Consider the following 19,761-nt stretch of genomic DNA (forward strand, 5'->3'; position numbering starts at 1 on the left):
CGCGCCCCCCGTTGGCCTTCAATGTGCCTGTGACGTATCCGCGACACGCGTCGGTCTGGGCGCAAGCCAGATCGCCAGCGCGCCGACGATGAAGCAGCATGCGATGTTAAAGAAAAGCTGGTTGGTGGCGAGCATCACCGCCTGCGACTCGACCATGCTGCTGATCTGCGCCTGCGCCTGATCCGCACTCCAGCCGGAACCGGTCAGCGAGGACATGAAGTGGCCGGCCTGATCGACCAGGCCCGACAACTCCGCGCGGTTGAACTTGGTCTTGTCCTCCCACAACGTGTTGACGACCGACGTGGCAATCGCCCCGCTGAAGGTCCGGCAGAAGCTCATCAGTCCCGCCGCCGACGCCGTTTCGGGCTCGTCGACACTGCTCAGGCCGATGCTCGTCGTCGGCACGAAGAAGAACGGCAGGCCGATGCCTTGCAGCAGCAGCGGCAGTGCCACCTGCCAGAAGTCCATGTCCGAATTCGCATGGGTGCGGAACAGCGTCACCGAGCCGAGCAACATCACGCCGGCAAACACGAGCCAGCGTCCATCGAACTTCGTCGACAGCCTGGCGGCAAACGGTGCGGCGACCACCGCGAAGATGCCCGTCGTCGCCTGGGCATACCCGGCCCACGTGGCCGTGTACCCCATATTGTTCTGCAGCCACAGTGGCGTGAGCACGGTGGCGCCGAAGTACGCGCCGAACGCCAGCGACATGGTGACCACACTCGCGGCAAAGCCGCGATGACGGAACACCCGCAGATCGACGATGGGATTTCGCTCGGTCAGCTCCCAGATGAGGAAGGCGAGGAAACCAATCACCGCAACGATCGCGAGGACGCGAATTTCCATCGAGCTGAACCAGTCCTTGTCCTTGCCATCATCGACCATGATCTGCAGCGCAGAGACCCAGATGATCAGCAGCACGAGCCCGACCGTGTCGATCCGCATCCGGATCTTCTCCGATTCGAAGCGCTTGAGCATCATCCATCCGGCGTATCCGCAGATCAGCGACACAGGCACGTTGATGAAGAAGATGTAGGACCAGTGGTAGTCGTCGCAGATGATACCGCCCAGCACCGGGCCCATCACCGGCGCAATCAGTGTCGTCATGCTCCACAGGCCAAGCGCCGCGGCGGCCTTCTCCTTCGGAAAGATGCGCAGCAGCAGGGTTTGCGAGAGCGGCATGAGCGGGCCGCCCGCGAGCCCCTGAAACACACGGAACAGCACCAGCGTGCCGAGCGACGTCGCCATTCCGCACAGTGCCGAACCCAGTCCGAACATGATCAGCGCCGTGATGACCACGCGCACCGTTCCGAAGCGACTCGCAAGCCAGCCGGTCAGCGGCACGGTGATCGCTTCGGCCACCGCGTAGGACGTGATGACGTACGTGCCCTGGCTGGTCGAGGAGCCGAGTGAACCCGAAATGGTCGACAACGACACGTTCGCGATGGTGCGGTCCAGCACCGCGACGAAGTTGGCGGCGGCGATCATCAACGCCGCGACAATCAGCATTGGGCCGGACAGCGGCGGCAATGCGATGTCATTGACCTGAGTGGAAGACATGATGGCGCATCCTTAGTGTGTGGACGCGTCGTTGCCGCCGCGCGTGTCGACCGTCGCTTCCATGGACAGGTTGATACCCAGCGGATGCGCGCGAAGCTCGGCCGGCTCGATCCTGACGCGCACCGGCAGGCGCTGCACGACCTTGATCCAGTTGCCGGTCGCGTTCTGCGCGGGGATCATCGCGAACGCGGAACCTGAACCGCCCGAGAAACCCTCGACCTTGCCGTGATAGACGACCTTGCTGCCGTACAGGTCCGACTTCAGTTCCACCGGCTGACCGATGCGCACCTTGCCGAGTTGGGTTTCCTTGTAATTCGCATCGACGTAGACGGATTCGATCGGCACGACTTTCATCAGTGTGGTGCCGGTCTGAACGCGCTGACCCACCTGAACCTGGCGGCTCGCGACGACACCGTCGACCGGCGCGCGCAGCACGGTGCGTTCGAGATCGACGCGGGCCTGATCGCGCTTCGCGCGTGCGAGCAGGACTTCCGGATTGGTATCGACCGTCGTGTCCGCAATCAGCACCTTGTTCGCCTCGAGCGAGCCGACTGCGGCGTCGCGGCTTGCCTTCGCCTGCAAGGCCGCAGCGCGGGCTGCGTCGAGCGCCGCCCTGGCGGTGGCAGATGCAGCGCGCGCGTTGCTCAGCTCTTCGCCGGATACGCTGCCGGTGTGGGCTAGCACTTCGCGACGCTGCAGGTCGATCGCCGCGCGGTCAAAGTCGGCCTGGGCCGAGGCGATCTGCGCGGCCATGCGGGATTCGTCCGCTGCGCGCGCACTGACTTGCGCGCTCAGTTGCGTATCCGTCGCGACATAGCCGCGCACCTTGCGTTCGGCGCGGCCCAGATCGGCTTCGGCCTGCGCCAGCGCAATCTTCGCGTCGGTGTCGTCGACGACGGCCAGTACGTCGCCCTTGTGGACCTGCTCCGTATTCACGACCGGCACGCTTTTGACGATGCCGCTGACCGCCGGCGTGATCGATGCGACTTCGGCCGCGGTGTAGGCGTTGTCGGTCGACACGTAATGCGAGGCGACGAAGTGCCAGTAGCTCGCGTACCCGAGACCGGCGACGAGAATGGCGCCGCCGAGCAGCGCGAACAGCTTCTTGCGGTTCGAAGGGGGAGCGCCGGCCGCAGCGCCGGTATCGACGGGAGCAGCGGAAGCGGGCGAGTCCGGCATCAGCGACTCGCTGGTTTTGACGAATTGGGTTTCAGACATGATCGGAGTCCTTGAAATCAGCTTTGCTTGTTGGGATGGGTTGCGTCGGTCGCGGCCGGCGTGCTGGCCTGAAAGCCGCCGCCGAGTGCGCGCACGAGCGCGACATCGAGCGAGAAGGTGCGCGACTGGATATCGGCGAGCTGGCGCTGCGCGGAAGTCATCGTGTCGGCGGCGTTCAGCACTTCGAGGTAACCGGCAAGGCCGGCGCGATAGCGATCGAGCGCGACCTGGTGCGCCTGGGCGGCGTCGTCGTAGGCGGCTTGTGTCGCTTGCAGCCGATCCGCCAGCGCGCGTTTGCTTGCGGCAACGTCAGCGACGTCGTGCAGCGCCTTGGTCAGCGTTTCGTCGTAGTTCGCGACCGCCTCGTCGTAGGTCGCCCGCTTGCCCCGCAGTTCGCCGCGCAAACGTCCGCCGTTGAAGATGGGCAGCGTGATCGCCGGCCCGAAGTTGCCGGCCAGCGAAGCCGCGTTCGTCAGCATGTTCAGGCCAAGCGACTGGAAGCCGATCGACGCGCCGAGCGTGATGTCCGGGTAAAACCCGGCTCGCGCGACGTCGATCCGCTTCGCCGCCGCCTCTACGCGCAGGCGTGCAACGACCACGTCCGGGCGACGGCCAAGCAGGCCGAGTCCAAGGTTGGCGGGCATGCCGGCAGGCTGGGTCAGGTCGACGGCCGGACGCTCGATACGCAAGCCGCGGTCGGGACCAGCTCCCATCAATGCGGCGATCTGGTTGCGCTCGAGTGCAATCGATTCGTCCAGCGCGAGCAGGTCGGCCTGCGCGCTTTGCTGCTTCGATTCAGCCTGCTTCACGCCGGCCTGCGTTTCGAGCCCGTTCGCGAAACGCTCCCGGAACAGCTGCGCGGATTGCGTGCGCACCTGCAGTGCCGCCTGCGCACTATCGCGCTCGGCGAACAGACGCGCGAGGTCGGCATACGCTGCGGCGATCGACGCGGAGAGAACCATGCGGGCCTGCGCCGCATCGGCGCGCGCCGCTTCGAGTTCCGACGTGGCGGCGGCTAGCGAAGCGCGATTCTTGCCCCAGAAGTCGATTTCGTAGCTGAAGTCGAGCTCGGCGCTGCCGTAGGGGCGCCATCCGTGGGGAACGAAATCCGAGGGAATACCGTTGTTGTAGCTCTGCTTCTTCTTTTCGACCGAGCCCTGCGCGCTGACTTCGGGCAGCAGCGCCGCGCCCGCCACCTGCGCCGACGCCTCGGCGTTATGCAGCCGCGCCTCGGCAGCCGCCAGCGTCGGCTCATCCTTGAGCGCCTCTGAAATCAGGCCGTTCAGTTGCGGATCGCGATAGCCGAGCCACCACTGGTCGGTGGGCCACGCGGACGCGGTGCCGGCCTGCTTGCCGGAGCCCGCACCGAGACTTTCTGCCGTCTCGTACCTGCTGATGTCCTTCGTTACCGGCTTTTGCGGCATGTCAGGCAGTTGCGCGCAGGCGCTCGCCACGATGGCGAAGGCGAACGCGACGGCCAGCCTCACTGGTTTGTGCTGCATCCCAACCTCGGTGCTCTCTTGCATGATCCCCTGCTCCCTCGCTCCGTTTACAATACTGCACAGTCTAGTTATCGCGATCGAAGATGTCCAACAACAAATAAACTGTACGGTTCAGGTATGGTAAAATTGCAACGTTGAAGGTCGAAGGCCGGCCACGGGCGTGCCGCCGGCCATGTCATTGATCGGTCGTGCAGACCGGAGGAGCGCATCAAAGATGAGGGTAAAAACAGAAGCAAAGCGGCAGGTGATCGTTGACGCCGCGTTTGAGGTGTTCAGTGAATTGGGGTTCGAGCTTGCGTCGATGTCGGAGATTGCGGCGCGGGCAGGCGTGTCAAAGGCCACGCTCTACAACTACTTCAAGTCGAAGGACGAGATGTTCACCGAGTTCATGGGCGTCGCCGCGCTACAGGGAACAGAAGCTGCACGCGCGCAACTGAAGACCACCGTGCCGGTTCGCGACGCACTGGTGAGCTTCGGCAAGCACTGTCTGGTTGCGCTGCTGACACCGCAACTGCTCGCGGTGCGCCGTCTCGCGCATCTCGAAGGTGGCCGGTCGAACGTCGGCGCTATGTTCTATGAGCGCGGGCCGAAGCCCGGCTGGCAAACGGTGACGGACTTCCTGCAGCAATTGATTGACGCCGGGAAGCTGCGCCGCTGTAACGCAGCCATCGCCACAGCGCATCTGCGCGGGCTGTATGAAGCGGAGTTGCTGGAACTCTGCCTGCTGGGGGTGCCGGCGGATACCAGTTCCCGCAACATCGCCAAAGTCGTTCAAAGAGCGGTCGACGTATTTCTGGCCGCATATGGGCCGACGGGCGGGACTGATGCCGCATAGGCAGGTGCCTGAACGGTCGCGAACTTGGGAGACGGCAAGCGAACCGCCATCGTGTCGCCAGGTGAACGGTTCACCCTGCCCAGCGTCGGCGAAATCCGCCGTTTGCAACGCCTGACATGGGTATCAGCCTGTTCCGGAGCCAATCGTCACGATGAATGGCCCGTGGACGGCTACTCCGGATCATGCCCGGATGGCACGCACGCCGATCGCGGTCGATGCTCTCGCCGAAACCCGCAGGCAGCCGGCGAAGACGCCGCGCCTTATCGAATTGCTGAGGAATTGCTGAGGAAGGGTTGAGAGCAGTCCATTGCTGAACCAACCACGGTCTCGCGGCCAGCGATCTGCGGACGTCATGAACGAATCGCCGGCAATCGCCGTCATGCATCGCATGCGCCTACGGCTACGAACAGGATCCCAGTAGCCGCGACATTCGCCGGTCTCCCCAGGTATGGCTGCGCGGGTTGCGTAGCCATATGGGGTTATTTCGGAAGCTGGGTCGGGACTTGCGCCGACGCTTGTGTCGGAAGCTGCGGAGGTTGCGGAAGCTGCGGCCCACCTTGTGAAAGCTGCTTCGTGGACGGTTGCCCGGCGGACGCTGGCTGCTGCGACGGCAATTGCTGCGGCAGATTGCTTTGCGCAAGCACGGATGTGCTGGTAAGGAAGGCGAACAGTACAAGGAAGGTCTATTTCATTTCAATTCTCTACCGTTGGTTGTCTTGATTTTGATGCGATTAGCAGCCGCGGGCCGTATCAACGCGCGGCCAAGGTTGCCTTGTAACGCCAGGACGCTGTTGCGGTACTGAAGTCGACGGGGCTACCCGACGCTACGTTGTCTGACGGGAGGGGAGCGGACGAACTAGTCACCCCGCCGCAGCTGTTGAACGCTTGCCGCTGGGCTTCCACGCGGGCTAACACCGCCTGAAAGTCCATTGCATGATGTGTAGTCGCGCTCGTGCGGTCATGGTAGCCGACCGTTTGACGCTGAACCGGTTGCACAGCCGCTTGCTCATAGGTTTGGGGACCGCTGCTGCTAGCGAATGCGGCGGTCGAGAAGGACAAGATCGACGCGACAACAGGGACGGGGATGAAGGTCTTCGACTTTGGCATGATCAGACTCCATATCGAGCGTCGGATGCAGGAGACGCGGTGTTTGGGGAACAACGGTCTGGCGAGGCATGAGTGCTGTTTGCCAGTTCGTTGCCAGTCTAGTCACTTACCGTCGGCTTACAAGCATCTCCGGGGCAACGGATAGTTGCCGTCGCTGCAAGGTTTTAGCCGATTGCCCTGGAGCGGTGCGCAGTTCTTTAGTGTGTCCGGAGGCAGGGGCCGTGCGGACCATCTGAATGACACGCAGCACATTTGCTTCGACGCTATCCAGCCGGGCGTTACGCAAGCGGGATCAGCCGTCGAGCGTGCACGCTTCAATCGAAGTTCGTTGCCAAGACCGCTACGTGAATATTGGAATACCTTCCGCTTGTTGTTCTGATGCCAGCGATTCGCGGTTCGCACAAACCCGTATATTGAAGATCTTGCAACTCATAATTACGCGCGTCGAATGGCGGCGCGCTTTGCTTATACTGCATCCATCTGACACACACTTCGCTATTTACGCAGGAATACTTATGGCACACCAACTCACGTTCCAGATCGGTTCATCGAACACGGACGTCATTCACGACATCGTTCAGCACGCGTTGCGCAGCGCTGCTACGGCCTCCACCACGAATGGGGCTATCGATGTGCTGGGCCAGGCGCTACTCGAGGTCGAGCGCCTCGCCGCGCACACGCCCGTCCTGACGCACTGAGCCCTCTGCGCGCAACGACGAAGGCCACTCGATCACTCGCCCAATGGGGCATTTATGACGGTTCTGTTGGCTGGTGGAGTTACCGCCATTCCCCCTTGACGCGGATCAAGCGCCGAACGCGGCCCATGCTGGGGTTCAACACTTTCGCTGTGCCCGGACCCTTGACCGACATCGGATTGGCAACTTTTTTGCACGATCCATTGCCGGTTTCGCCTTCGTGACCATTTGCCCACGCGTCTATAACGGCGCGATTCGGAGATCGTGACAATCACTTTCGCATGGGGGCGGATTTGACCAGACGATCTCGACAGGCTAGCTGGATATGTAGCGCGCCGGCCAGCACAAGCTCCGTTCGACACCCTCAACCTACAAACTAAACACGTCGAGTCGCGCAAGATTTGCAAACGTCCCTCGCACACCTGTTAAGCGACGTTCGCGCGCATCGGCGACGTCCTGTATGTGGCTCGAGGATACAAGTTGACTGATCGGTCGCGGGCAGCAACTGCGCTGTCGCGCAGTGTTGATCCGGGAAGGATCAACAGCGAAAAACGCCCGCGAAAATCAACAAGATGGATCGCTAACGGCGAGCTCGACTAATGTTGCGAGCATCATGGCAGCCGCGTTTGCGGGAGGCGGTTCGAGCTTTGTGGGGCGGTAGATTACATCGCCTGCGGCGATGCCTTGTCCGCTCAAAGCGCATATACCCGATCGTTTCGCTGTTTCACGGCGCCAAAGCTGCTCGCCGTACCTGCAACAACGAGGGTCGGTCCACGATACGGTGGCTGTTCGTGGACCAGGTCGATCGAGCAGCGCGATCGCAACGTCGCCATTCTTGACCGGCAGACTGCTCGATCCACGCGAATCGACTATATGCCTGACCCGAGCCGCCAATTGTTGCGCACATCCCCAATCGAGTTGGCCCACTGTGCGCTGCCATGCAGTGTCGACCGTCACGCATTGATCCATGGCAGTACTCCTGTCAAAAGCCAGGTGGCGTTCAGCTCAGCCGTATCTTCGGCTGCACCAAGCCGTTAATCCGCTCGGCAGTCCACAGCATCATGGCCTTGCCGAAACCGTGCAAAGCCTGCTGATGCTGTCGATACAGCATGGCGTGACTGAGCTGCGCGAATCGGCCCTTGATAAACCCGCCGCGGAAGAATCCGAACTGCCCGAGCGTCCCAAAAGCGTTGTAGTCGCTCAGCGACACGAGCGCGCCGAAGTCGTGAAATGCAAAGTCGGGCAATGATCCCCCGCCGAGCCAGTCCGGCAAGTGCTTCGCGAGGTGTTGTGCCTGTTGCGTGGCGACTTGCGCCGTGGGTGCGAGAGGACGTTCGTTGCCGGCGAGCGTCAACGTCGAGCAGTCGCCGAGGGCGAATAGTGTGTCGTCGTCCTGTGCCTGCAGGGTTGGCCTGACGGTGATCTGATTGGAACGATTGCTCTCGATCCCATCCAGTTTGCCTAGAAAATCAGGGGCCTTGACGCCCGCCGCCCATACCATCAAATCCGCCGGTTGCTTGCTGCCGTCGGCCAACCGGAGTCCATCGGGTTCGGCGGCGGTCACTCGCGTGCCCGTTCGGACCGTGAAACCGATATGCCGTAACTGTGCCTCGCTGGACTCCGACACCGCCGGCGGAAATGCCGCCAGTACGCGCGGTGCGCTTTCATAAAGGGTGAGCTTCAGACGTGAGCGGATGCCGGGGTCGCCGTAACTCGACGCCACTTCGAGTAAGCGGCTCAATTCCGCTGCCAGTTCGACGCCGGTCGCTCCGGCGCCGACGATAGACACGCGCAACGGGCTATTCGTCACAACGCTCTGGAATATACGGATTCGCAATGCTTCGTTGAAAACTTCAGCCTGTGCCTGGCTGTCAATGAAATGGCAATGATCACGTACGCCTGGTGTGCCGAAGTCGTTGGCGCGACTGCCTAACGCAAGAATCAGCACATCGTATTCGATCGTGCGCGGCCCGATCACGACCTCCCCCGACGGCGAACGCAGCGCAGCCAGCTTCACGATACGCGCATTGCGGTCCAGGCCTTCCATTTCGCCCGGCTGATAGTTGAAGCCGTGGTCGCGGGCGTGGGCGAGATAGATGACCTGCTGTTGCTGGACATCGCGAGTGCCTGCCGCGATGGTGTGCAGCATGGGCTTCCAGATATGGGTTGCACTTTTGTCGATCAACGTGACCTGACCGCGGCCGCTGCGGCCAAGCGTGTTGCCCAGCCTGGTCGCGAGCAGAAGTCCAGCGATGCCGCCGCCGACGATGACGATCCGGGTGGTCTGGCGCGTTGTCAAATATCTCTCTTGCATGATTCCCTGCTCCCTTGCTCGCTTTTTCAATACTGCACAGTATAGTTATCTAAGACGTCCGCGTCAAGTTAAATGAACTGTACGGTTCAGATATGGTAAGATCAAAACATTGAAAGTCGAAGGCCGGTCACGGGCGTCGCCGCGGTCGGCCATGTCGTTGATCGGTCGTGCAGACCGGAGGAGGAGCGCATTGAAGATGAGGGTGAAAACAGAAGAAAGGCGGCAGGTGATCGTTCACGCCGCATTTGAGGTAATCAGCGAATTGGGGTTCGAGCAGGCGTCGATGTCCGAGATTGCGGCGCGGCAGGCGTGTCAAAGGCCACGCTCTACAACTGATAACTGAGAGGCGCCGTAAGCAACGTGGGCGATCGCCCCAGGTGAGGTTTTTCGGGAGCCAAAGGCTTCCGTTCTACCCGGATTGAGCAATTGCCGCGAGCGCGAGGTCTCGAATGCGGGGTCGACCTCCTGGAACTCCTCACCATGGCGCACAAAGCGTCGTTCTCTCGACTCCTGGAAATCCTCACCATCCTGGAAAACCTCACCTCAACAGGCTCGCTTCAACTTTTAACCCTGCATTCCAGCGTGCATTTCGCGCACTGGACACCGACGCGCTCCGCGCTCGCAGGTCCGAAACGCAATCGTTCACCGCAACGCTGAAGCCAGCGAAGCACGTGCTGCGCGCTTCGACGCACCTCATCCCCATCGCCGTTCCGACGCACACCGCGTGAGCCGTCGCGCATCCCGCCCACCGCTCCCGTAAACCCTCACCGTAGCGCCACATCCTGGAACTCCTCACCATTCGCGCGTCGCTCGGTCCGGGCGTCGCCCATGCACGCCATTCATATCGACCATTTTTGGCCCGAATTTGACCGCGTTTATCGCCGCTCATATCGTGCAGCCATGTCGTCCGGATGTGATTCGCCCCGCTGCGTAGAGCCATCGTCATGCGGGAACCTCAATCTTCGTTCTCCCTGAGCCATGAACTCTGACGCCGTGAATTCCGATCTGAGCGCGCCGCTCGCATCACGCCGATCCGCCGCCGCGACGAGCGGCGTACGACGTGCGGTCACGACCGCCGTGCTGGGTCAAATCCTCGAATGGTATGACTTCTTCCTGTATGGAACGGCCGCCGCGCTGGTATTCGGCAAGCTGTTCTTCCCCGTCGGCAGCGATCCGCTCACCGGCACCATCGCCGCGTTCGGCGGTTTCACGGTCGGCTTCATCGCGCGGCCGATCGGCGGTGTGCTGTGCGGACATCTCGGTGACCGCTACGGGCGCAAGCTCGTGACGATGCTGACGCTGTTCGCGATGGGCACGGCGACTATGTTGATGGGCGTGCTGCCCACCTACCAGCAGATCGGCCTCGCCGCGCCGGCGCTGCTCGTGTGTCTGCGCATCGTGCAGGGGCTCGCCGCGGGCGGCGAATGGAGCGGCAGCATCCTGCTGATCCATGAGAACGCGCCGCAATCGAAGCGGGGCGCGCTCGCCGCATGGAGCCCGTGCGGCGCGGCGCTCGGCTTCGTGCTGTCGACCGGTGCGTTCCTGCTGGTGCAGAACCTGTCGTCTGCCGATTTCCTGAGCTGGGGCTGGCGCATTCCGTTCCTCTGCAGCGCCGCACTCGTCGCACTGGGCTTGTGGATGCGCCGCTCGGTCGGCGAAAGCGCCGCGTTCGCTCGAGCGAAGGCAACGCGTCGCGATACCCGCATGCCGGTGATCGAAGTGTTGCGGCAATGTCCTCGCGAAGTGCTGACGATCTTCGGTTTGCGCTTCGGCGAAGGCGGTGCGTCGTACATCTTCTTCGCGTTCTCGATCGCGTATGGCCAGTTCCTCGGCATCAAATCGAGCTGGATGCTCGGCGGCCTGACTCTTTCGATGCTGCTGATGATTCCGTTTTCGCTGTTCTTCGGCTACCTGACCGACAAGGTCGGACGCAAGCCCGTGTATCTCGCCGGCGCGATCGCGATGGTGCTCGTCGCGTGGCCGTACTTTGCGCTGCTCGGCTCCGGCGAATACTGGAAAGTGATCACGGCCCTTGTGCTGGCGAACAGCCTCACCCTCGGCATCCTCGAAGGCGCGCAGCCCGCGTTCATCAGCGAACTGTTGCCGGTACATCTGCGCTTCTCGGGGCTTGGCATCGGGCGCGAAATCTCCTCGGTGCTCGGCGGCGGCCTGTCGCCGATGATCGCCACGGCGCTGCTCGCGCACTATCGCAGCGCGACGCCGGTCGCTCTGTATCTCGGCGTGCTCGGCCTGATCACCGTGATCGCGACGCTGCTCGCCCGGGAGACCTATCCGAAAGCGATGCGCATCGAAGCGCATCAGGAAACCGACTGACATCGTTCACATCACTGAATCAAGAGGTAACGCGCATGCACGCCGTTCATACCGCCAGCGCCCGCGCTTGCACCGCCGACGCACCCATCATCGACACGCAGGAGGACTACCCTGAATACTCGGGCCCGCTGTCGCTCGATGACCTGATCACCGAAGTCGAGCGTCGCCGCGACGAGTTCGATGCGGTTTCACACGTCCCGCGCGACATGATCCTGAAGATGAAGCGCGCGGGCATCTTCCGCGCGAGCACGCCGAAACGCTTCGGCGGCGACGCGCTGCCGCCGCCACACTTTCTGGCGATGCTCGAACGCATCGCGATCGCCGATGGTTCGACCGCATGGGTCGCGGCCTTTGGCTCCGCGAACACGTATCTTGCGTCGCTGCCGGTCGAGACTCAGGCCCGCATCTACGCGTCCGGTCCAGACCAGGTTTTCGCGGGCGGTCTGTATCCCCTGCAACCGGCCGAGCGTGCGCCCGGCGGCTACGTCGTGTCGGGTCAATGGCGTTTCGCGAGCGGCTGCAAGGGCGCGGACTGGATCGGCGTCGGCATCGGTGGCGCGCCGGGCAAGGTCGGCGACACGAACGCGGGCAAGCCGTTCACGGCCGTGTTTCCGGCGAGCGAAGTCGAGATCGTCGACAACTGGAACGTGGTCGGCATGCAAGGCACCGGGAGCCACGATCTGCGCCTGAAAAACAAGTTCGTCGACGAGCAATGGACCTTCGTGCGCGGCGGTGCGCCGCTGATCGACGAGCCGCTCTACCGCTACCCCGCCGTCGCATATCAGGCACAGGTGCATGCGGCTGTGAACCTCGGGCTCGCGCGCGCGGCGCTCGACCTGCTGGCCGGTATGTCCGGCGTAACCAGAACGACGACCGGCGCGCCGCGTCTTGCCGACCGCGCGTACTATCGCTCGGGTCTCGCGCAGGCCGAAGCGAATCTGCGCAGCGCGCGCGCGTTCTTCTTCGAGTCGGCGCAAACTTCGTGGCGCACGGTCATGGCGGGCGACGCCGTATCGCCCAGCGAGGCCAATCTGCTGCGGCTCTCCGCGACGCATGCCGCGCATACGTGCGCCGAGGTGGTCATGCAGGCGTACAAGATGGCTGGCATCGGCGCGATCTATCGCGAGAGCCGCATGCAGCGGATGGTGCGCGATTCGATCGTCGTCACGCAGCACGCGTTTCTCGGCGAGGGCACCTACGACGCGTCGGGCGCGCTGTTCGTCGGCATACCGCCGGTCACGCCCTATCCCTGAGCGACGTAGGAGCGACTGTCATGACGCACGACGAAACGCGCACGCACTTCCGCGACGCGATGGCTTGCCTCGGCGCGGCCGTCAACATCATCACGACCGATGGTCCGCGCGGGCGCTGCGGCATCACCGCGAGCGCGGTCTGTTCGGTGACCGATATGCCACCGACCATGCTGGTGTGCATCAATCAATCGAGCTATGTGCATGACGTGATGCACGAAAACGCGAACCTGTGCATCAACATCCTTGGCGCGCACTGCCAGGACCTCGCGCGCGTGTTCGCCGGCATGACGGGTTGCTCGATGGACGCGCGTTTCGATCAATGCGCGTGGCAGCCGGGAGCGCTCGGCGCTCCGGTGCTTTGCGACGCGCTCGCGAGCCTCGAAGGACAGATCGTCGACAGCAAGACGGTGGGCTCGCACTCGGTGATGTTCGTGCGGATCGAGCGGATCGCCACGGCCGATGACGGCGATGGCCTCGTCTACTTCGGCAGGCAGTTCCATCGGCTTGCGCGTGCCGGTGTCGCGGCTTGCGAGGAGGCATGACAATGCAGGTCTGTCTCTTTCTGATCGGCGCGAGCGACGCGCGGCAATCGCTCACGGACCCGCCCGCGCTGCTGCGGGCCGCCACGCAAGTCGCGGGGCTGCGCAAGCTGATCGTGCACGAGCCGATCGCGGGACAGGTCGATGCGCGTATCGCGCCGGCGGCGGATGCGCCGTCGTGCGCGCTGCAGTGGTACTTCGACGAACTCGAGCCGCTCGAAGCCGCGCTCGAACCTGACGGCGCGATCGCGCACGCGTTGCATTCGGCCATGCGCGCCGAATTCAGCCCGCAAAGCTTCTCGCAGCAGGTGATGGCCGTGCGCATGTTCGCGCCACCGCAGGCTGCGTCGGTCGAAGACAACGCGCAACGCTGCACCTATCTGGTCGCATACGAAGGCGTCGCGCAAGACTTCAACGCGTGGCTTACGCACTATCTGGCGCATCATCCGCCGTTGATGCTGCGATTGCCGGCGCTGCGCGAAATGGAGATCTACACGCGCATCGACAGCCGCAGCGGTTTGCCGTTTGCGCGCGCGAGCGCGCTGCAACGCAACAAGGTCGTGTTCGACGATGCGAGCGCGCTCACCGATGCGCTCGCGTCGCCGGTGCGCGATGCGATGCGCCGCGACTTCCACGCGCTGCCGCCGTACAGCGGGGCAACGCCGCATTTTGCAATGCGCAGCATCTACGGTAACCTCGCCGCATATTGACCGGCGCGTCGCGCTGCCAGCGACGTGCCTTAGTTTGCGAGAGCTGCGCATGAACAAGCTGAATCCCGGCATCGCCGATCTGAATCTTCTGCGCGTGTTCCTCGCGATCTGGGACCTGCGCAGTCTGACGGCGGCCGGCGATCGGCTCGGTCTCACGCAACCGGCGGTCAGTCATGCGCTGCGTCGTCTGCGCACTCTGTTCGAAGACCCGCTGTTTTCGCGCACGCCCAACGGCATGGTCCCCACCGATGCCGCGTACCGCCTCTATCCGCCGCTCGCGCAAGCGTTCGCGATCATCAACGAAGCCGTGCAGCAGCTGGCGAAGTTCGAGCCGTCGACCGCGCGACGGGTGTTTCGCGTGTCGATGTCGGACATGTCGGAGTTCTACTTCTTGCCCCCGCTCGCCGCGCTGCTCGATCGCGAAGCGCGCGGCATCCGCATCGAGGTTGCCAATGTGCCGGTCGAGTCGGTCAGCGCGGCGATGCGCGCCGGCGAAGTCGATCTCGCGCTCGGCTATGTGCCGGGTCTCGACGCGGGCTGCGTGAGCCGGACGCTGTTCGTCGACGAGCACGTGTGCGTGGTGCGCGCCGGTCATCCGCTGCGCAAGACGAGGCCGAGCCGCGAAGATCTGACCGCGCTACGCTACGTGTACGCGAGCACCAATGCGACCGGGCATCGGATGGTCGAGCAATGGCTCGACGAGCTGAACCTGAAGCGCGAGGTCGTGCTGCGGCTGCCGCATTTCGTCGTCGCGCCCGAGATCGTGATGAATACCGATCTTGCCGTGATCTTTCCGAAAAGCATCGCGAAGCGCTTCAACCGCGGCAAGGCGTTCCGGATTCTGCCGCTGCCGTTTCCGCTGCCGCCGATCGAAATCCAGGTGCACTCCCACTCGCAGTTCGCGGCGGACCCCGGCATCGCGTGGCTGCGCGAGACCATCCATACGATGTTTCATCAGCCGGCACGCTGAGCGCCCGTGAGCTTGCCCGCGGGTGCCCGGGCACGACGGGCATATTAGCTGCACTGATACCCGCCCTGCTTTTCGGCTAATTTGACGCCACTATCTGTCGCCTCGACACTGCGTATCGTGCGAAGCCTTTTCTGAAAGGCCGCCATCCCCCCACTTCAGATGCGAGCAGACATGTCCTCCGTTCAATCCCCGATCACGGCCGGGCGCGCCACGGCAGAGTCGGATCGCGCACTCAGGAAAATCATCATTGCGTCGGTGGCCGGCAACGCGATGGAGTGGTACGACTTTTTCGTGTACGGCACCGCGGCTGCGCTCGTGCTCGGGCAACTGTTCTTTCCCGCGCACGCGGACCCGTTGATCGGCACGATCGGGGCGTTTGCCGCGTTCGCGATCGGCTTCGTCGCGCGTCCGCTGGGCGGCATCGTGTTCGGGCATATCGGCGACCGCTATGGACGCCGCGCGTCGCTCGTCTGGACGCTACTGATCATGGGCTTTGCGACTTTCGGCATCGGGCTGTTGCCGACCTATGAGCACGTCGGTCTGGCCGCCCCCGCGGCGCTCGCGGGCTTGCGCTTGCTGCAAGGCATCGCATCAGGTGGCGAATGGGGCGGCGGCGTGCTGATGATCAGCGAGAACGCTCCGCCCGAAAAACGCGGCTATTTCGCGGCGTGGAGTCAGCTCGGCGTGGGCGGCGGCTTCGTGCTGTCGGCGGGCGCGTTCCTCGCGGCGCAAGCGCTGCCGCACGATCAGTTCATGTCATGGGGATGGCGTCTGCCGTTTCTCGCGAGCATCGTGATTTTCGCGCTCGGCGTGTACATCCGTCACAACCTGCCGGAGAGCCGCGACTTCGAGAACGCTGAGAAAGCCGGCAAGACCGCGCATATGCCGGTGCTCGAAGCGATCAAGCGTCACCCGAAAGAGATCCTGATGGCGATGGGTCTGCGGGTCGCGGAAAACGGGGGCGCCTATATCTTTCTCGCGTTCTCGCTCGTGTACGGCAAGTTCGTGGGCATTTCGAATTCGGTGATGCTGACCGGCGTGATGCTCGCGATGGTCGTCGAAATGGGCGCGATGCTCGCGTGGGGCAAGCTGTCGGACCGCATCGGGCGCAAGCCGGTGTATATGATCGGCGCGGTGTCGCTCGCGGTGATGGCGTTTCCGTTCTTCTGGCTGCTCAACACGCAGTCCACGCCGCTGATCTGGCTCGCGCTTTTGCTCGGCACGGCGGTCTGCCACGGCGCGATGATCGGCACGCTGCCCGCGCTTGTCGGCGAACTGTTCAGCACCGAAGTCCGCTATTCCGGCGTGGCGCTCGGTCACGAAGTCGCGTCGATCTTCGCGGGCGGCCTGTCGCCGCTGATCGCGACCGCGCTGCTCGCGCACTACCAGGCCTACTGGCCGGTTGCCGTGTTCCTCATCGTGCTCGGTCTCATCACAGTCGTGACGCTGAAGTTCACGCACGAAACGCGTCAGCCGTAATGCTTCGCCTGCCTGGCGTGCAAGCCTTCGCGCCGGTGACGTGTATCGCGCGAAGGCTTCGCTTTGGCCCGCGCAGTCCGAGGTAAAGGAGTGCGGTAACATGGCACTCCCCCAAGACCCGCTCCTCATGTCAGCGCATGAAAGTCGACACCACCACCGTTCGTCTCGTCGTCGCGATGGTCGAAGAGGGCAGCATCTCGCGGGCGGCAAACCGGCTGGGGCTCGCGGTGGCGGCGGCGTCGCGGCGCGTGTCGGATCTCGAGGAGCAACTCGGCACGAAGCTCTTCAGGCGCGTACCGCACGGCGTGGAAATGACCGAGTCGGGTGGCAGGCTGCTCGGCTATCTGCAGCAGGTCGACACGCTGGTGGACCGGCTCGCGAGCGAGGCGCAGGCACTCGTGAGCGGGTTCGACGGACGCATCGTGATCGGCGCGCCGAAAGCCGTGATCATCGAGTTTCTCGCCGCGGATATCGCCGCGATCCGGAATGCTTATCCGGGCATCTCGCTGAAGATCGTCGAAGAGAACAGCCGCATCGTGCAGCAGATGTTGCGCGACAAGATGATCGACATCGGCATCTACGAAAAGAAGAGCGGCTTTCTCGATCTGCCGCAAATGCGCTATCGCGAGGACCGGCTGGTGCTCGTTTATAGCCGCGCACATTTCCATCTTGATCCGCAGCCGATCACGCTCGACGCCTTGCTCGAGCTTCCGCTCGTCAGCCTCGGCAAGGGATCGGCAATCCTTGCCGCCGTGCAGCGCGCGTTTCACAGCCGCGGCCGCCGCTTCGATTGCGACTATCTGGTCAATGGTTTCGACACGATGCTCGCCGTCGTGCGGCACGGGCTCGGCGTGGGTCTGATGCCGCCCGACGTGCTGCGCAGCTTCCATCCCGAGGACGGCCTCGGCGTCGTCGAGCTCGCGGGTGACTGGCATCAACGTAGCTACGTACTGTCTTGTGTGGAAGGACATGCGCAGGCGCAGACGCTGCGCAACGTCGAAGCCGCGCTCACGGCCGGACGGCGCGTGGCAGGCCGCTGAAGCGCGGGCGCAGCAGTTCCTGCGCTCGACGCCCTCGACTGCAAAGCACCCCCTTCGTCTTTTGCGAAACCAGGTATGACCGTCGCATTCTTGCGGCGGCACCCTCGCGTGCGCGACAGTTGACGCACGCCAACACGGTGCTGCAACGGCCGGCCGCGCGACGCGCTTCGCGCGACAGCGGCCCGGCAGGAAAAACAGGAGACGACATGAAGCAAAGCCACGCACAAACACCATCCAGCGACGACGCGGATACGGACAACCGGCCGTTGCCGCTGCAGGGCATCCGTGTGCTCGACGTCAGCCAGGTGATGGCCGGCCCGTTCGCCTGCATGATGCTCGCCGATCTCGGCGCGGACGTCATCAAGGTCGAACCCCTCGAAGGCGACCAGACGCGCGGCGCCATGGGCTTCAAGATGAAAGGCCCGGACAGCATGGGCTTTCTGAACATGAACCGCAACAAGCGCTCGGTCGCGCTGGACCTGAAGACCGACGAAGGGCGCGAGTTCTTCTGCAAGCTGGCCAAGACCGCCGACGTGATCGTCGAGAACTATCGGCCCGGCGTGGTTCAGCGGCTCCGGATCGATTACGAGACGATCCGTGAAATCAACCCGAAGATCGTCTACGCGAGCATTTCGGGCTTCGGTCAGAGCGGCCCGTGGTCGCAGCGCCCCAGCTTCGACCTGATGGCGCAGGCCATGTCCGGCGTCATGAGCGTGACGGGCTACAAAGGCGGCAAGCCCGTGAAGGCCGGCGTGCCGGTGGCGGACATCGGCTGTGCGCTGTTCGCCGTGTACGGCGTGCTTTCCGCTTATATCGGCGCGCAGAAGACCGGGCAGGGGCAACACATCGACGCGTCTCTGTTCGATTCGGCGATGGCCTTCTCGATCTGGGACATGTCGGATTACTGGGGAACGGGTGTCGAGCCGACGCCGCTTGGCACAAGCAACAAGATGAGCGCGCCGTATCAGGCCGTGAAGGCGCGCGACGGTTACTTCGTGATGGGCGCAACCAACCAGAAGCTGTGGTCACGTCTTTGCGAACTGCTGGAGCGGACCGATCTGCTGACGAATCCCGAGTTCGAGACCGTTTCCCTGCGCCTGAAGAACCGCGAAGCGCTGATCGAATCGCTCGAGAAGTCGTTCGGCCAGCGCGACTGCGAGGCATGGATCGAGACGATGCTGGCCGCGGGCATTCCCGCCGGACCGATCCTGTCGTATCCGCAAGCCTTCAGCAGCGAACATGCGCAGTATCGCCGCATGTGCATGGAGATCGACCATCCGGTTGAAGGCAAGGTCAAGAACATCGGCTTTCCGGTCAAGATGCTCGGTACGCCGCAGCGCGTGCGACGCCATCCGCCGCGGCTGGGCGAGCACAACGACGAGCTTTACGCAGAGATCAACGGGGCCGCGAAATGAGCGAAGCGACGAGTGAGAAAGTCAGGCTCGAACGTCTGACGGAGTCGGTCGCGCAGATCGTGATCGACCGCCCCGAGCGGCACAACGCGATGTCGATTCCGATGTACGAGACCTTGCTGGCATTGATCGACCAATGCCGCGCGGACGAAACCGTAGGTTGTATCGTTCTACGCGGCGCGGGCGGCAAGTCCTTTATCTCGGGCACCGACATCGACTACTTCCGCGACTTTACGGCAGGCTCGCAGGGCGTCGAATACGAAGCGCTCGTCGAACAGGTGATCGACGCGGTCGAACGCATTGCGGTGCCCACCGTCGCCGCGATCGACGGTTGGGCCGTGGGTGGCGGACTCGCCATCGCTACCGCGTGTGACTTCCGCATCTGTGCGGAGGGCTCGCGCTTCGGCGCGCCGATCGCAAAGACGTTATCGAACACGCTGTCGTCACGCAATCTCGCGAGGCTCGTGGCGGCATTCGGCGTGCCGCGCGTGAAGAAGATGCTGCTGCTCTCCGATTTCCTCAGCGCCGCCGAAGCGCACGCGTGCGGCTATGTGTATGACGTCACGGCGAAGGAACAGGTCGGCAACGCGGCGTGCGCGCTCGCCGAGCGGCTCGTTGCGCTATCGCCCGTGACGCAGCATGCGGTCAAGGAGAGCTTGCGGCGCATCGTGATCGATCAAAGCCTCGCAGACGAGGATCTCGTCGAGCAGGTGTACGGCAGCCAGCGGTTCCGCGACGCCGTCGCGGCCTTCGGCTCGGGAACGCCGAAAGGCTGAGCGTCCCGGATCGCACG

General features: G+C 63.5%; 17 protein-coding genes. 12 read left to right on the forward strand and 5 right to left on the reverse strand.

Annotated elements, in window-relative coordinates:
• Positions 1-18: 18 nt before the first annotated feature.
• Genes OKW41_RS03740 through OKW41_RS03750 form a run of 3 tightly spaced genes read right to left on the reverse strand, consistent with a single transcriptional unit; the run spans position 19 to position 4,304 of the window.
• A complete protein-coding gene (locus tag OKW41_RS03740) occupies positions 19-1,560 on the reverse strand; it encodes a DHA2 family efflux MFS transporter permease subunit (protein WP_429571621.1) in 1,542 nt (513 codons plus the stop codon).
• Between the two features lie 12 nt (positions 1,561-1,572).
• Entirely contained in the window at positions 1,573-2,739 is a 1,167-nt protein-coding gene (locus tag OKW41_RS03745; protein ID WP_429573343.1) for an HlyD family efflux transporter periplasmic adaptor subunit, read from the reverse strand.
• Positions 2,740-2,795: 56 nt separating this feature from the next.
• On the reverse strand, positions 2,796-4,304 hold the full coding sequence (locus tag OKW41_RS03750) for an efflux transporter outer membrane subunit (RefSeq protein WP_429571622.1): 1,509 nt from the start codon (positions 4,302-4,304) through the stop codon (positions 2,796-2,798).
• A gap of 190 nt (positions 4,305-4,494) precedes the next feature.
• Here OKW41_RS03750 and OKW41_RS03755 point away from each other — a divergent pair, with 190 nt between their 5' ends.
• Both OKW41_RS03755 and OKW41_RS03760 read left to right on the forward strand, forming a co-directional pair.
• Positions 4,495-5,115 (forward strand): TetR/AcrR family transcriptional regulator, encoded by a 621-nt coding sequence (locus tag OKW41_RS03755; protein WP_429573344.1) that lies wholly within the window; start codon positions 4,495-4,497, stop codon positions 5,113-5,115.
• 1,622 nt (positions 5,116-6,737) lie between these two features.
• The gene (locus tag OKW41_RS03760) at positions 6,738-6,920 is read left to right on the forward strand and encodes a hypothetical protein (RefSeq protein WP_429571623.1); all 183 of its coding nucleotides are present in this window, start codon (positions 6,738-6,740) and stop codon (positions 6,918-6,920) included.
• A 561-nt stretch (positions 6,921-7,481) separates the two neighbouring features.
• On the opposite strand, the gene OKW41_RS03765 is transcribed toward OKW41_RS03760, so the two are convergent.
• The gene (locus tag OKW41_RS03765; protein ID WP_429571624.1) at positions 7,482-7,886 is read right to left on the reverse strand and encodes a DUF3331 domain-containing protein; all 405 of its coding nucleotides are present in this window, start codon (positions 7,884-7,886) and stop codon (positions 7,482-7,484) included.
• Positions 7,887-7,917: 31 nt separating this feature from the next.
• Complete coding sequence (locus OKW41_RS03770; RefSeq protein ID WP_429573345.1) at positions 7,918-9,231, reverse strand: NAD(P)/FAD-dependent oxidoreductase; 1,314 nt, start codon at positions 9,229-9,231, stop codon at positions 7,918-7,920.
• 480 nt (positions 9,232-9,711) lie between these two features.
• Here OKW41_RS03770 and OKW41_RS03775 point away from each other — a divergent pair, with 480 nt between their 5' ends.
• The 10 genes from OKW41_RS03775 to OKW41_RS03820 all read left to right on the forward strand — a co-directional run bounded on the left by OKW41_RS03775 (position 9,712) and on the right by OKW41_RS03820 (position 19,744).
• Positions 9,712-9,888, forward strand: a complete 177-nt coding sequence (locus tag OKW41_RS03775) for a hypothetical protein (protein WP_429444783.1) — start codon at positions 9,712-9,714, stop codon at positions 9,886-9,888.
• 321 nt (positions 9,889-10,209) lie between these two features.
• Entirely contained in the window at positions 10,210-11,565 is a 1,356-nt protein-coding gene (locus OKW41_RS03780; protein ID WP_429444784.1) for an MFS transporter, read from the forward strand.
• 35 nt (positions 11,566-11,600) lie between these two features.
• Entirely contained in the window at positions 11,601-12,818 is a 1,218-nt protein-coding gene (locus OKW41_RS03785) for an acyl-CoA dehydrogenase family protein (RefSeq protein WP_429571625.1), read from the forward strand.
• Between the two features lie 20 nt (positions 12,819-12,838).
• Positions 12,839-13,360, forward strand: a complete 522-nt coding sequence (gene hpaC / locus OKW41_RS03790; RefSeq protein WP_429444788.1) for a 4-hydroxyphenylacetate 3-monooxygenase, reductase component — start codon at positions 12,839-12,841, stop codon at positions 13,358-13,360.
• A 2-nt stretch (positions 13,361-13,362) separates the two neighbouring features.
• Complete coding sequence (locus OKW41_RS03795) at positions 13,363-14,067, forward strand: EthD family reductase (protein ID WP_429444790.1); 705 nt, start codon at positions 13,363-13,365, stop codon at positions 14,065-14,067.
• Positions 14,068-14,116: 49 nt separating this feature from the next.
• Positions 14,117-15,037 (forward strand): LysR family transcriptional regulator, encoded by a 921-nt coding sequence (locus tag OKW41_RS03800; RefSeq protein ID WP_187612472.1) that lies wholly within the window; start codon positions 14,117-14,119, stop codon positions 15,035-15,037.
• 171 nt (positions 15,038-15,208) lie between these two features.
• A complete protein-coding gene (locus OKW41_RS03805; protein WP_429444792.1) occupies positions 15,209-16,516 on the forward strand; it encodes an MFS transporter in 1,308 nt (435 codons plus the stop codon).
• A 137-nt stretch (positions 16,517-16,653) separates the two neighbouring features.
• Positions 16,654-17,556: a LysR family transcriptional regulator gene (locus OKW41_RS03810; protein WP_429571626.1), complete on the forward strand. Its 903-nt coding sequence runs from the start codon at positions 16,654-16,656 to the stop codon at positions 17,554-17,556.
• A 206-nt stretch (positions 17,557-17,762) separates the two neighbouring features.
• Complete coding sequence (locus OKW41_RS03815; RefSeq protein ID WP_429571627.1) at positions 17,763-18,971, forward strand: CaiB/BaiF CoA transferase family protein; 1,209 nt, start codon at positions 17,763-17,765, stop codon at positions 18,969-18,971.
• A complete protein-coding gene (locus OKW41_RS03820; RefSeq protein ID WP_184004534.1) occupies positions 18,968-19,744 on the forward strand; it encodes an enoyl-CoA hydratase in 777 nt (258 codons plus the stop codon). Before OKW41_RS03815 ends, OKW41_RS03820 begins: the two co-directional genes overlap by 4 nt.
• Positions 19,745-19,761: the final 17 nt, after the last annotated feature.

This window comes from Paraburkholderia sp. UCT70 (assembly GCF_050434085.1).
In the GTDB taxonomy this organism is placed as follows: Bacteria; Pseudomonadota; Gammaproteobacteria; order Burkholderiales; family Burkholderiaceae; genus Paraburkholderia; species Paraburkholderia tuberum.